Consider the following 13,232-nt stretch of genomic DNA (forward strand, 5'->3'; position numbering starts at 1 on the left):
GGGCGGGGTCGAACGGGGTCGAACGGGGTCGAACGGGGTCGAACGGGGTCAGGCGGGGTCGGCGGCCGGTTGCGCCTCGGGTCGGCGGTGCGCCTCCTTCTCGGCGCGCTTCTGCTCCCGTCGCCGCTTGCGCTCGTCCTTGTCGACGGCCCCGGGGTTCTCCGGTTCGTCGGGGTGCTGCACGTGACGGACGTAGCGCAGGATCGCGGTCACGATCGCCACGACCGGGACGGCCAGGAAGGCTCCGATGATGCCGAACGACGTCCCGCCCACGGTCACCGCGGAGATGACCACCGCGGGGTGCAGGGACAGCGTGCGCCCGACCAGGATCGGCTGCAGGACGTTGCCCTCCAGCTGCTGGACGAGCAGGACGATGCCCAGCGCGATCAGCGCCTGGCCCCACCCGAGGGTGATGAGGGCGACCAGCACGGCGAGGGTCCCGCTGGCCACCGCCCCGACGATCGGGATGAACGAGGAGAAGAAGATGATCACGGCCAACGGGAGGGCGAACGGCACCCCCAGGATGGCCAGACCGATCCCGATGAACACCGCGTCGCACAGGGCGACGGCCGCCTGGGACAGGATGTAGCCCTGCAGGACCTTCCAGACCCGTCCCCCCAGCGCCGAGACGTGCAGGTGGGTCTTCGGGTCCAGCCACCGGCGCGACCAGGGGAGCAGACGGTCTCCGTCGGAGAGGCAGAAGAAGGTGAGCACGAGCACCAGCAGGAACGTGATGACCCCGGAACCGACGCTGGCGCCGATGGTCCCGAGCCCGCCGGCGACGCTCAGCGCGATCGCCTGCGCATTCGTCTGCAGCTCCTGCAACCCCCGGTCGACGTAGGCGCCGATCTGGTTCTCCCCGAGGTTCAGGGGCGGGCCGGTGACCCAGGCCTGGATCTTCTCCAACCCGAGGGAGGCGGAGGCCACGAGGTCCTGACCCTGGTCGGCGACGCTCGGGATGAGGACCCAGAAGATCCCGACGACGGCCCCGATCAGGGCGAGCACCGAGAGGATCGCGGCCAGGGCCCGGGGCAGGACCCGGCGCAGCAGTTTGGCCAGGGGCCAGAGGACCGCCGAGAGCAGCACGGCCAGGATCAACGGCAGGACGATCGACCAGCCGCCCCCGATGATGCGCAGCAGCGCCCAGAGGGCGATGCCGATGATGAGCAGGCGCAGGGCCCACCGGGCCGTGAACTCCAGACCGCGGGCCACGGCCGGACGGGCGGAGGCGCCGCGGGTCGCGGGACCGCCCGTCTCCGGGTGGTCGTCGGTGCGGGTCTCGTCGTCGCGGGCGTGCTCGCGCGGTCGCGGGTCGTCCTGGGGCCCCTGGGGTCGGGTGGTCGCGGGTGGTTCGTGCGGCGGGGGCTCACTCATGGCGCCGATCGTGTCAGTCGGAAGCCCCTGCGGCACAGCCGACGCTGACGTGCGACCAAGGTCGGGAGGTGGTCGGCTGGGGCCCGAAGGCCTCTGACGAGGAAGAACAGGCCAGGAGGACCGATGAGCAGGAAGAGTTCGACGCGCGAGGGTGATCTCTCCGTGCACCACTCGCCGGGGGCCGGCGAGGCGCGCGGGGGCGGCGGGGCGAACCCCGGACGCGACGCCGACACCCCGCGGGAGATCCCCGCCCGGGGGTGGCTGCAGGTGACGAAGCGGGCCTGGAAGGAGTCCTCGGAGGACCAGGTGCCGTTGCTCGCCGCGGGGGTCGCGTTCAAGGCGTTCCTGGCGTTGTTCCCGGCGGTCACCGCCGCGTTCCTGCTCTGGGGGCTCGTGGGCGACACCGCGCAGATCAAGGACCAGATCGACGGGGTCGCGGCGATCCCGGCGGAGGCCCGGAGCCTGGTGACGAGCCAGATCGACGCGATCGCCGCCAACCAGTCCGCGGCCGGGTGGAGCATCGTCATCGCCGTCGCGCTGGCGTTGTTCAGCGCCTCCAGCGGGGTGCAGAACCTCATGGCCGCGACGAACATCGCCTACGACGAGAAGGAGACGCGGGGTTTCGTCAAGATCAAGGGCACCGCGCTGGTGCTGACCGTCGGCGCCATCGTGTTCGTCCTGCTGGGCATCGCGTTGATCGGGGTCGTGCCCGTCGTCGCCTCGGCCCTCGGGCTGGACGGGGTCGTCGGGGTCCTCGTCGGGATCGTCCGCTGGGTGCTGCTGCTTGGGGTCGTCGTCGTGGCCCTGGGCGTCGTGTACCGCGTGGCCCCCGACCGCGACGCGCCGAAGGTGCGCTGGCTCTCGACCGGCGCCGTCGTCGCGACGCTGCTGTTCCTGCTCGTCTCGGTGGGGTTCTCCCTCTACGTCACGCTGGCCGGGGGGAGTTCCTACGCCAAGAACTACGGGGCGCTCGCCGGCGTCGTGATCCTGCTGATGTGGTTGTGGCTCACCAGCTACGCCATCCTGCTCGGTGCGGAGATCAACGCCGAGGCCGAGAAGCAGACCGAGCACGACACGACGGTCGGACAACCCGAGCCGATGGGTTCGCGCCGCGCGAACGCGGCCGACACCACCGCCTGACCCGCCCCACCCGCCGCCGCCGCGGACGGCAGCGGAACGCCCCCGGACCTCGTGGTCCGGGGGCGTTCGTCGGGTCGGGTCAGCGTCCGCCGGCGATCTTCCGGCTCCGCTGCTGGACGGCCGGCACCCCGTAGGGGTAGTCGGCCGGTCGCGGGTCGCTCGCCGTGTCCAGGGCGGTGAGTTCGGAGACGGTGAGGTCGAGATCGGCCGCGACCAGGGTGTCGCGCAGCTGCCCGGTGGTGCGCGCCCCGAGGATGACCGACGACACCTGGGGCTGTGCGCGCAGCCAGGCGATCGCGACCTGCGCCATGCTCGCGCCCCGGCCCTCGGCCACGGTCTGCAGCGCGTCCACCACCTGCCAGGTCTGCTCGGCCGCGTTGCGTCCCGCGTAGGCCTCCATGCCCCGGTCGGGGTTCTCCCCGAGCCGGGTCGCACCGGTCGGGGTGCTGTCGCGCCGGTACTTCCCGCTCAGCCAGCCCCCACCGAGCGGCGACCAGGGAAGGAGTCCCAGACCGTTCTCCTCGGCCGCGGGCACGATCTCGAACTCGGTCTGGCGGACCAGCAGGTTCCACTGCGACTGGACGGTGACCGGCCCGGTGATCCCCAACGCCTCCGCGGTCGACACGAACTTCTGCAGCTGCCAGCCGGTCACGTTGGACAGGCCGACCTGGTGGATCTTCCCGGCCCGGACGAAGGAGTCGAGGGTCGCCACGGTCTCCTCGACCGGCGTCAGGGGGTCCCACGCGTGCGTCTGGTAGAGGTCGAGGGCCTCGACCCCGAGCCGGCGCAGCGAGGCGTCGAGGGCGCGGGTCAGGTGCCGGCGGGACAGGCCCTGGCCGTTGGGGTCGGTGTCCGCACCGGGGCCGGAGGGGAACCGGCCCTTCGTGGTGAGCACCACCCGCTCGGTGACGTCGGCGGGGCGAGCGGCCAGCCAGGCCCCCACGATCTCCTCCGACACGCCACCGGCGTAGACGTCGGCGACATCGACGAACGTGCCGCCCGCCGCCAGGAAGGTGTCGAGCTGCTCGAAGGCGCCGTCGCGGTCGGTCTCGGCGCCGAAGGTCATGGTGCCCAGCGCGAGGTCGGAGACGACGGTGCCGGAGCATCCCAGGGTGCGGTAGTCCATGGCCCCACCCTCACCCCGCAGCGTTGGGGATGCGCGACGAGCCCGGCCCGCGCATCGTGGGTCGCGGAATGTTGAACGTCCAACCAGGAGGCGAAAGCGCATGGGAACCGTCCAGGTCGGCACCGAGAACTCGGCCCCGGTCGAACTGCACTACGAGGACGTGGGCACCGGACGTCCGGTCGTCCTGATCCACGGTTGGCCCCTGTCCGGGCGGTCCTGGGAGGCCCAGGTCCCGGCGCTGGTCGCGGCCGGCCACCGCGTGATCACCTACGACCGTCGGGGTTTCGGGCAGAGTTCGCAGCCCTGGAACGGCTACGACTACGACACCTTCGCCGCCGACCTCGACGCGCTGCTGAACCACCTCGACCTCGACGACGTCTCCCTGGTCGGGTTCTCCATGGGCGGTGGCGAGGTCGTGCGCTACCTCTCCCAGTACGGCAGCGAGCGGGTGCGGTCGGTCGTGCTCGCCGGCGCGGTGCCGCCCTACCTGTACAAGAGCGACGACAACCCCGACGGCGGACTCGACGACGCGACCATCGCCGAGTTCCAGGACGGGGTGAAGGGCGACCGGCCCAAGTTCCTGGCCGGGTTCCTCGAGCAGTTCTTCAACGTCAAGCTCCTCGGTCGCGACCTGATCTCCGCCGAGAACCGGGCCTACCACCTGGCCATCGCCGAGATCGCCTCGCCGAAGGGCACCCTGGACTGCATCACCGCCTTCGGGCGCACCGACTTCCGGGCCGACCTGGCCGCGGTGACGGTGCCCGCCCTGGTCCTGCACGGGGACTCCGACCAGGTCGTCCCGTTCGAGGTCAGCGGCAAGCGCAGCCACGAGGCGATCCCCGGCAGCGAACTCGTCCTCGTCGAGGGCGGGCCGCACGGCATCCTCGCGACCCACGCGGACGAGGTGAACGCGGCACTCGTCGCCTTCCTCGCCAAGCACTGACCACGCCGCCGGCGGGCTCCACCCGCCGATGAGCGCCCTACGGGCCCGATGGGGGACGATCTCGAGATGAATTCCGAGGTCGTCCCCCGGTCGGGCCCGTTCGACGTCCATGTGCGCGGCACCGTGTTCCTGGACATCGTGCTCACCGGTCTGGAGGCGGAACCCGCACCGGGGACCGAGGTGTGGACCACCGGGATGGGCAGCTGCCCCGGGGGCATCGCGAACATGGCGACCGCGGCCGCGCGGCTGGGGCTGACCACGTCGCTCGCCAGCGCGTTCAGCACCGACGCCTACGGCGACTTCTGCTGGCGGACCCTGGGGGAGCAGGAGGGCATCGACCTCTCGTGGTCGCGCCGGGTCGACGACTGGCACTCCCCGGTCACGGTGTCCCTGGCCTACGGCGGGGACCGGGCCATGGTCACCCACGAGCACCCGGCCCCCGGTGACGAGCGACCGGGGGTGCCGGGTTCCCGCGCCGTGCTCGCCCACCTCGACGCCGAACCCCAGTCCTGGGTCGTCGAGGCCCACCGCGCCGGTTCGCTCGTCTTCGCCGACGTCGGCTGGGACGCGGCGGCGGGCTGGTCGCACGACGTGCTGGCCGGGCTGGCCCACTGCCACGCCTTCCTGCCCAACCACGTCGAGGCGATGGGGTACACCCGCACCGAGGATCCCCGGGCCGCGGTCCGCGCCCTGGCCGACCTCGTCCCGGTGGCCGTCGTCACCCGCGGCCGCGACGGCGCGGTCGCGGTCGACTCGGCCACGGGGGAGGAGGCCGAGGTCCCCGGTCTGCCCTTCGAGGCGCTCGACGCGACCGGAGCGGGGGACGTCTTCGGCGCCGGTTTCCTCGCGGCCACCCTGCGCGACTGGCCGCTGGTCGACCGGCTCGCCTTCGCGAACCTGTGCGCCGGTCTCAGCGTCCAGCAGTTCGGCGGCTCCCTCTCCGCCCCCGGTTGGGGTGACATCGCCGACTGGTGGCAGCACCTGCGGTCCGGTCCGCGCACGGGCCGCACCGCGGAGCTGGTGCGCCGCTACGGCTTCCTCGGCGACGTCATCGGCGGTGAACTCACCGCCGAGCACGACCGCCACGACGGCGACCGCCCGGTGCGCCGCGCCACGGCCACCCTCTCGCGGCTCAGCGACCTCCCCCGCGGCACCGGCGCCCCCTCCGGCGCCGCCGACCCCGCTGCCGAGGCCCCGCCGCGCTCCTGATCGGCACAAGGGGACCCTGCGCTCGTTCATCGGTCGCAGGGTCCCCTGTGCCGCAACCCCGACCGAGGCCGGTCGGACGGTGGTAGGGCGGTGGTCGTGCGTCGTCCTCGGGCCGCCGGCCGCATCCCCCTGCTCGCCCTCGCCGTGCTGCTGGGGTGCGCCGGGCCGCCCGGGGACACGCTGGAGCCCGGCAGCCTCCCCGCCGACGGGACCGCCACGCCGGAGGACGTCGTGCGGGCCTACCTCGGTGCCCTGCAGGACGGGGACGCGGCAGCCGCCACCGCACTGACCGCCCCGCCCTACGCCGACACGGACCGCTGGCCCGCGGACCCTCCCCGCATCGCCGACGTCGTCGTCGAGCCGGCCACCGGCCAACCCACGACCGGCACCGCGGCCCAGGGGTACGCCGAGGCGGTGTCCGTCCGGGTCAGCTTCGACCTGCACGGGGCCGACGAGACCATGCCCGACGGGCCGACGTCCTGGGGTTACGTCCTCGCACGGGACGACGCCGACGCGCCGTGGCGCATCGTCGACGCCGGCAACGGCTGATCCGTCGACGACCCGGGCGCGCGGGCAGGCGCGCCGCCGGGTGCCCCGGGTGCTGCCGGGCCATCATCGGGACGTGAGCACGCAGAACCGTCCCGGTGCCGCGGAGTGGGTCCCGGCCGAGGCCGACGTCGACACGCTGCGGCGGGCCGCGCACGACTGCCACGGCTGCGAGCTGTGGGAGCCGGCCACGCAGGTCGTGTTCTCCGCGGGTGCCGTCGGGGGACGGTTGGCGCTGGTGGGGGAGCAGCCCGGGGACCAGGAGGACCGGCGCGGGGTGCCGTTCGTCGGCCCCGCCGGGCGGTTGCTGCAGAAGGCGGTCGCGGAGGCGGGGATCGACGTCGCCGACACCTACGTCACCAACGCGGTCAAGCACTTCCGGTTCACCCAGGCCGCGCCGGGCAACCGCCGGATCCACCAGACCCCGGAGCTCGCGCACATCACCGCGTGCCGCCCGTGGCTGGTCGCCGAACTGCAGCAGGTCGACCCCGAGGTGATCGTCTGCCTGGGGGCCACGGCGGCGAAAGCGTTGCTGCCGAAGGATTTCCGGGTGACCAAGCACCGCGGTCAGGCGTTCAGCCTCGCCACGTCGCGCGGCCCGCGCACCTTCCTCGGGACCATCCACCCCTCGGCGGTGCTGCGGACCCCGGAACCCGACCGCGACGCGGCCTACGCCGGGCTCGTGGCCGACCTGCGGGTGGCGGCCGGGGTCCTCGCGGGCTGAACCCCGCGACGCCTCACCGCTGCTCGGCGATCTCTTGCAGCGAGTTCGCGGCCCGCACGATCCTGATCCAGGCCCAGAGCGAGGCGACCAGGACGAGCGAGCCCACGATGTTCACCGCGGTGAGGCCCGGGAGGGGGTCGCCGTTCCAGCTGCCCGTGGCGCTCTCCAATCAGCCGCCGACCAACCTCGTGGCCCACCAGAGCGTGAAGCGCGCCTCCAGCCGTCTGGTTGAATAGATACAACATGGACACCACATCCGTCCCCGCCGCCGACCGCGTCTACACCGAGGTGAAGGCCGCCATCCTCGACCGATCCCTGGAGGGCGGCAGCCTCGTCACCGAGGGCGAGATCGCCGAGCGGGTCGGGGTGTCCCGGACCCCGGTGCGGGAGGGGTTGCTCCGCCTGGAGGCCGAGGGGCTGCTCCGCCTGATCCCCAAGCGCGGGGCCCTCGTCGTCCCGGTCTCGCCCGAGGAGGTCGAGGACGTGCTCGAAGCGCGCGAACTGGTCGAGGTGCACTGCGCGGGCGTGGCCTGGGACCGGCGGGCCGAGATCGTGCCCGCGCTGCAGGAGACGCTCGCCGCGATGGCCCGGGCCCGCGAGGCCGGTGACGCCTGGGCCTTCATGACCGCCGACCGGGCCTTCCACGCCGCGGTCGTCGGGGCCGCGGGCAACCGGGTGCTCGGCCAGCTCTACGAGGGGTTGCGCGACCGGCAGATGCGGATGGGGGTGGCCATGATGCGCGGGTCCAGCGACCGGATGCGCACGGCCTACGAGGAGCACGAGGAGCTGCTCGGGGCGGCCCGGGGCGAGGACGCGGCGCACTGGAGGGACCTCACCCGCGAGCACGTCCGGCAGGCCGGGGTCCGGCTGCGGAGCCTGCGATGAACGCCTCCCGCCGACCCGCCACCCCGCCCGCCACCCCGCCCGCCACCCCGCCCGCCGCCCCCTCCGCGGCCCCGGTCGCGACCGGGACGCGAGTCCGGGGAGCCGGGCTGATCTTCGCCGTCGGCGCGCTCGCCTACGTCGTCACCGTGCTCAACCGCACCTCGTTGTCGGCCGCCGGTATCGACGCCTCGCAGCGCTACGACATCGGCGCCGGTGTCCTCTCGACCTTCGCGGTCCTGCAGCTGCTGGTCTACGCGGCCCTGCAGATCCCCGTGGGGGTGCTCATCGACCGCTGGGGGCCACGTCGACTGGTCGTGCTCGGTGCGGTGACGATGACCGCCGGGCAGCTCCTGCTCGCGTTCTCGACCGACGTCGGGCACGCCGTGGCCGCCCGCGTCCTGGTCGGGGCCGGTGACGCGATGACCTTCGTCTCGGTGCTGCGCGTCGTCACCAACTGGTTCCCGCCGCGCCGGGTCCCGGTGCTCATCCAGCTCGTCGGGTTGTTCGGGCAGTTCGGCCAGGTCCTGAGCCTGGTCCCGCTCGTCACCCTGCTGCACGGCCCGGGCTGGAGCACGGCCTACGTCTCGGCCGCCTCCCTCACCGCGCTGGCCGCGGTGCTCGCCGTCCTCGTGCTGCGCGACGTCCCGCCCGGACGCGACAACCCCCGCAGCGTCCGGCCCTGGCGCCACGTCGGCGCCGACCTGAAGGCCTCGCTGCGCCACCCCGGCACCCGGCTGGGGTTGTGGTCGCACTTCGCGACCCCGTTCGCGGGCAACGCCTTCGCCCTGCTCTGGGGTTACCCGTTCCTCGTCTCCGGGCAGGGGCTCGGACCCACCGCGGCCAGCGCGCTGCTCACCGTCTACGTCGTCGCCGCGGCGGGCACGGGCCCGCTGCTGGGGGCGCTGACCGCGCGGCACCCGTTGCGCCGCAGCTATTTGGTGCTGAGCATCGTCGGTTCGCAGGCGGTCGTCTGGGGGCTCGTGCTGGCCCTGCCCGGCCCGGCGCCGCTGCCGCTGCTGGTGCTGCTGGTCGCGGTCTGCGCGGTCGGGGTGCCCGGGTCGATGATCGGGTTCGACTACGCCCGGACCTCCAACCCGGCGCACCGGCTGAGCGGGGCCACCGGCATGACCAACGTCATGGGCTTCACGGCGTCGGTGCTCGCCGTGCTCGGGATCGGCGTGGTCCTCGACCTGCAGGGTGCGGGGACGCCGGCCACCTACTCCCTGGAGGCGTTCCGGGTCGCCTTCGCGGTCCAGTTCCCGCTGTGGGCGGCCGGGCTCGTCGGGATCCTCGTCAGCCGTCGGCAGACCCGCGCCCTGCTGGCCCGCGACGGCGTGGTCGTCCCGCCGCTGCGGGTGGCGCTGCACCGCGAGCGCGAGGCCCGCCGCGCCCGGCACGCCTCAGGTCGGTGACGCTTCGGTGCACGACTGAGCAGGGGGCTGGGCCGGGCTCGGGCGATCGTGGAAGGGTGGCGCCCGTGACCACCGACACCACACCCACCGCCCGGGCCCAGATCGGCGTGACCGGTCTGGCCACCATGGGGCGCAACCTGGCCCGCAACATCGCCCGGCACGGCTACGTCACCGCGGTGCACAACCGCACCGACGCGAAGACCACGGCGCTGATCGAGGAGTTCGGCCACGAGGGCGACTTCGTCCCGGCCGTCACCCCGCAGGAGTTCGTGGACTCCCTGACCTCGCCGCGCACGATCATCATCATGGTCAAGGCCGGCGGCCCGACCGACGCGGTCATCGACGAGCTGGCCCCGCTGCTGTCCGAGGGCGACATCCTCGTCGACGGCGGCAACGCCCACTTCGCCGACACCCGTCGCCGCGAGGCCGCCCTGCGCGAGAAGGGCATCCACTTCGCCGGGGTCGGCGTCTCCGGCGGTGAGGAGGGGGCGCTGCTCGGCCCCTCGATCATGCCGGGAGGCTCCGAGCACGCCTACGCCAAGCTCGGCCCGATCCTGGCCGACATCGCGGTCTCCGTGGACGGCACCCCGTGCTCCACCCACGTCGGCCCCGACGGGGCCGGACACTTCGTCAAGATGGTGCACAACGGCATCGAGTACGCCGACATGCAGCTCATCGCCGAGGCCTACGACCTGCTCCGGCACGGCCTGGGGCGCAGCCCGCAGGAGCTCGCCCCGGTCTTCGAGAGCTGGAACTCCGGGGACCTGGAGAGCTTCCTCATCGAGATCACCGCGCGACTGCTGAAGACCGACGACCCGCGTCAGGCCGGGCGCGCCCTGGTCGACGTCATCCTCGACGAGGCCGAGCAGAAGGGCACCGGCCGCTGGACGGTGCAGACCGCGCTCGACCTCGGCACCCCCGTCTCCGGCATCGCCGAGGCCGTCTTCGCCCGGGCGCTGTCCGGATCCGGCGTGCAGCGCCGGGCCGCGCAGGGCGTCCTGCCGGGCCCCTCGACCGAGGGCACCGACGAGACCGGGTTCATCGCCGCGGCCGACGCCGAGCAGTTCGTCGACGACGTCCGGGCGGCGCTCTACGCGTCCAAGGTCGTCGCCTACGCCCAGGGTTTCGACATGATCCGGGCGGGGTCGACCGAGTACGGCTGGGGCATCGACCCGGGTGCGATGGCCACGATCTGGCGCGGGGGCTGCATCATCCGGGCGCGCTTCCTCGACCGGATCCGCGAGGCCTACGAGAACCAGCCCGACCTGCCCTCGCTTCTCGTCGACCCCTACTTCGCCGACGCCGTGGCCCGCGGCCAGGAGGCGTGGCGGCGCGTGGTCGTGCACTCGGTCCAGGCCGGCATCCCCGCGCCCGGGTTCTCCTCGGCGCTGGCCTACTACGACGGGCTGCGTCGCGAGCGCTCCTCGGCCTCGGTGATCCAGGGGCTGCGCGACCTGTTCGGCGCGCACACCTACAAGCGCACCGACACCGAGGGGTCCTTCCACGTCGAGTGGAGCGGCGACGGGTCCGAGTCCGCCTCCTGACCCCGCTCGGCCCCACCCCTCAGCGGCGCGCGCCGGTCGCCCCGCCGATCGCCTCGCCGATCGTCGCCAACCGGTCGACGACGGTGCGCACCGCGAGCCGCTCGTAGCGTTCGGCCCGGCACAGCGTCACGACGCTGCGCCGGGCCCGGACGCCGCGGAGTTCCTTCAGCACGACCCCGTCGCGGGGGCGGGTGGTGAACCGGGGGAGCAGGGCCAGACCGGCGCCCCGGGCGACCAGGGCCTCGACGAGACTGTTGTCCCGCAGGCGGATCGAGCGGTCGAGCCGGTGCCCGGTGAGGTTCTCGACCGCGAGCAGGATGGTGTCGAACGGGTAGCCCTCGGGGACGCCGACCCAGCGGTGCCCGACGAGGTCGTCGGGGCGCAGGCGGTCCCGACCCGCCAGGGGGTGCCCGGCGGGCACCGCGACGTCGATGGGTTCGCGGGCCACCACCCGGCAGACGAGACCCTCCGCCCCGGCGGGCACGTCCCCGGTCAGGCTGTGCGCGATCACGACGTCGGCGTCGAGGGTTCGGGCGGCGTAGTCCGCCTCGGCCAGGTCGAAGTCGTCGACCGTCACCTCGATCGCACTGCCGCGCAACGCGTCCAGCAGGTCCGGCAGCAGCGCCTCGCCGGCGCTCGGCAGCGTCCCGATGCTGACCCGCCCCCGTGGTTCGCCCGTCGCCGCGTCGAGGCGGGCCTGCACGCGTTCCAGCGCGGCCAGGACCTCCGGCGCGCCCTCGGCCAGCACCCGCCCGGCCCCGGTGAGGCGGACCCCGCGGGCGAACGGCTCGACCAGCGCGACCCCGAGCTCGCGCTCGGCGTTCTTCAGCTGCTGGGACAGCGCCGAGGGCGTGCGGTGGGTCGCGGCGGCCACCGCGGCCAGGGTGCCCCGCACCGACAGGTCGCGGAGCAGCTCGAGATGGCGGACCTCCACGACGCCACGCTATCTGTAGTCGCCCTACAGGGTCGCTGCAGGACTATTCGCTGGTCCTGAAGGCACGGGTCCGCGACGGTGGGAGCGTGAAACCCCGCCACATCCCGCTCGCCGTCCTGGTCGCCGTCCTCTGGGGCGTCAACTTCACCGCGATCGCCGCGACGCTCTCGGTCTTCCCGCCGTTGTGCGCGGCGGGCCTGCGCTTCCTGCTGCTGGCGATCCCGACCGTCCTGCTCGTCCCGCGCCCGCAGGTGCGGTTCCGCTGGCTGCTGGGGTACGGGCTGGGGTTCGGCACCGCCCAGTTCGTCGGGCTGTACCTGGGGATGGCGGCCGGGTTCCCGGCGGGGCTCGCCTCCCTCGTGCTGCAGTCTTCGGCCCCGTTCACGGTGCTGCTCGGCGGTCTGCTGCTGCGCGAACGGCTCTCGGCCCGCCAGGGGGTCGGGATCGCCGTGGCCGTCGGCGGGTTGGCCACGGTCGGGGCGTCCCGGGCCGGGGTCGACGCCTGGTGGCCGTTCGCCCTGGTCGTCCTGGGCGGGCTCGGTTGGGCCTTCGGCAACCTCGCCAGCCGGCAGGCCCGGGCCCCGAGACCCCTGCACCTGACCCTGTGGATGTCCGTCGTGCCGCCGGTCCCGCTGCTGTCCGCCTCGGTGCTGCTGGAGGGCCCCGACCGGATCCTCCCCGCCGTCGCGACGTCGTTGACCGCGGCCGCGTGGCCCGCCTGGGCGGGGATGGCCTACACGATCCTGCTCGGCACCGTCCTGGGCTCGGGCGTCTGGGTCTGGTTGATGTCGCGCTACCCGGCGGGGGTCGTGGCCCCGTTCTCCATGCTGGTCCCGGTGTTCGGCATGGCCACGGCCGCCGTGGTGCTGGGCGAGCGTCCGGTCGCGCTCGAGATCGTCGGCGGGGTCCTCGTGGTGGTGGGCGTGCTGGGGGCCAACCTCGGCCGGCTCCCGCGGTTCCCCCGCGCGCCCCGACTGCCCCGACAGCTCAGCCGCGTCGGATCGAGGTCATCTTCTTCCCCCGAGCCACCTCGTCCACCAGCTTGTCCATCCACCGGATCCGCTGCATGAGGGGGTCCTGGATCTCCTCGACCCGCATCCCGCAGACGACCCCGGTGATCAGCTCCGCGTTCGGGTTCATCGCCGGGGCCTGCGCGAAGAAGGTCTCCAGGTCGACCCGCTGCTCGATCGCGGCGGCCAGCCCCGCCTCGTCGTAACCGGTCAACCACCCGATGACGTCGTCGACCTCGGCCCGCGTGCGGCCCTTGCGCTCGACCTTGGTCACGTAGAGCGGATGGATGTCGGCGAAGGGGACGCCGAAGATGCGGTGACGGACCGGGGGAGCGGGGTCGGTCACGGGGTCGGTCACGGGTCCGGTCACGTCGTCCTCCTCGGA

14 protein-coding genes are annotated in these 13,232 nt (G+C 73.5%); 9 read left to right on the top strand and 5 right to left on the bottom strand.

Annotation, left to right across the window (positions count from 1 at the left end; translation table 11 throughout):
• Positions 1-48 precede the first annotated feature (48 nt).
• Entirely contained in the window at positions 49-1,374 is a 1,326-nt protein-coding gene (locus tag ACFFKU_RS09965; protein WP_380137569.1) for an AI-2E family transporter, read from the bottom strand.
• A 123-nt stretch (positions 1,375-1,497) separates the two neighbouring features.
• On the opposite strand from ACFFKU_RS09965, the gene ACFFKU_RS09970 reads away from it, so the two are divergent.
• On the top strand, positions 1,498-2,514 hold the full coding sequence (locus ACFFKU_RS09970) for a YihY/virulence factor BrkB family protein (RefSeq protein ID WP_380137571.1): 1,017 nt from the start codon (positions 1,498-1,500) through the stop codon (positions 2,512-2,514).
• 79 nt (positions 2,515-2,593) lie between these two features.
• Here the strand turns inward: ACFFKU_RS09970 and ACFFKU_RS09975 are convergent, their stop codons facing one another.
• Complete coding sequence (locus tag ACFFKU_RS09975) at positions 2,594-3,640, bottom strand: aldo/keto reductase (protein WP_380137572.1); 1,047 nt, start codon at positions 3,638-3,640, stop codon at positions 2,594-2,596.
• 100 nt (positions 3,641-3,740) lie between these two features.
• Between ACFFKU_RS09975 and ACFFKU_RS09980 the strand changes: the two genes are divergently transcribed.
• The 4 genes from ACFFKU_RS09980 (at position 3,741) to ACFFKU_RS09995 (ending at position 7,062) form a co-directional block, all read left to right on the top strand.
• Positions 3,741-4,583 (top strand): alpha/beta fold hydrolase, encoded by an 843-nt coding sequence (locus ACFFKU_RS09980; RefSeq protein ID WP_380137573.1) that lies wholly within the window; start codon positions 3,741-3,743, stop codon positions 4,581-4,583.
• Between the two features lie 66 nt (positions 4,584-4,649).
• Entirely contained in the window at positions 4,650-5,792 is a 1,143-nt protein-coding gene (locus ACFFKU_RS09985; protein ID WP_380137574.1) for a PfkB family carbohydrate kinase, read from the top strand.
• Between the two features lie 96 nt (positions 5,793-5,888).
• The gene (locus ACFFKU_RS09990; protein ID WP_380137575.1) at positions 5,889-6,341 is read left to right on the top strand and encodes a hypothetical protein; all 453 of its coding nucleotides are present in this window, start codon (positions 5,889-5,891) and stop codon (positions 6,339-6,341) included.
• A 73-nt stretch (positions 6,342-6,414) separates the two neighbouring features.
• Complete coding sequence (locus ACFFKU_RS09995; RefSeq protein ID WP_380137577.1) at positions 6,415-7,062, top strand: UdgX family uracil-DNA binding protein; 648 nt, start codon at positions 6,415-6,417, stop codon at positions 7,060-7,062.
• Positions 7,063-7,075: 13 nt separating this feature from the next.
• Here the strand turns inward: ACFFKU_RS09995 and ACFFKU_RS10000 are convergent, their stop codons facing one another.
• Positions 7,076-7,231 (bottom strand): hypothetical protein, encoded by a 156-nt coding sequence (locus ACFFKU_RS10000; RefSeq protein WP_380137579.1) that lies wholly within the window; start codon positions 7,229-7,231, stop codon positions 7,076-7,078.
• A 74-nt stretch (positions 7,232-7,305) separates the two neighbouring features.
• Between ACFFKU_RS10000 and ACFFKU_RS10005 the strand changes: the two genes are divergently transcribed.
• The 3 genes from ACFFKU_RS10005 (at position 7,306) to gnd (ending at position 10,903) form a co-directional block, all read left to right on the top strand.
• The gene (locus ACFFKU_RS10005) at positions 7,306-7,947 is read left to right on the top strand and encodes a GntR family transcriptional regulator (RefSeq protein ID WP_380137580.1); all 642 of its coding nucleotides are present in this window, start codon (positions 7,306-7,308) and stop codon (positions 7,945-7,947) included.
• Entirely contained in the window at positions 7,944-9,359 is a 1,416-nt protein-coding gene (locus ACFFKU_RS10010; RefSeq protein WP_380137581.1) for an MFS transporter, read from the top strand. Before ACFFKU_RS10005 ends, ACFFKU_RS10010 begins: the two co-directional genes overlap by 4 nt.
• Positions 9,360-9,484: 125 nt before the next feature.
• The gene (gnd, locus tag ACFFKU_RS10015) at positions 9,485-10,903 is read left to right on the top strand and encodes an NADP-dependent phosphogluconate dehydrogenase (RefSeq protein ID WP_380138078.1); all 1,419 of its coding nucleotides are present in this window, start codon (positions 9,485-9,487) and stop codon (positions 10,901-10,903) included.
• 19 nt (positions 10,904-10,922) lie between these two features.
• Here the strand turns inward: gnd and ACFFKU_RS10020 are convergent, their stop codons facing one another.
• The gene (locus ACFFKU_RS10020; RefSeq protein ID WP_380137582.1) at positions 10,923-11,837 is read right to left on the bottom strand and encodes a LysR family transcriptional regulator; all 915 of its coding nucleotides are present in this window, start codon (positions 11,835-11,837) and stop codon (positions 10,923-10,925) included.
• Between the two features lie 86 nt (positions 11,838-11,923).
• Here ACFFKU_RS10020 and ACFFKU_RS10025 point away from each other — a divergent pair, with 86 nt between their 5' ends.
• Complete coding sequence (locus ACFFKU_RS10025) at positions 11,924-12,907, top strand: EamA family transporter (protein ID WP_380137584.1); 984 nt, start codon at positions 11,924-11,926, stop codon at positions 12,905-12,907.
• Here ACFFKU_RS10025 and ACFFKU_RS10030 read toward each other — a convergent pair.
• On the bottom strand, positions 12,825-13,217 hold the full coding sequence (locus ACFFKU_RS10030; protein WP_380137585.1) for a DUF2200 domain-containing protein: 393 nt from the start codon (positions 13,215-13,217) through the stop codon (positions 12,825-12,827). The genes ACFFKU_RS10025 and ACFFKU_RS10030 overlap by 83 nt on opposite strands.
• Between the last annotated feature and the right edge of the window lie 15 nt (positions 13,218-13,232).

The sequence above is a fragment of the Kineococcus gynurae genome, from assembly GCF_042433995.1.
In the GTDB taxonomy this organism is placed as follows: Bacteria; Actinomycetota; Actinomycetes; order Actinomycetales; family Kineococcaceae; genus Kineococcus; species Kineococcus gynurae.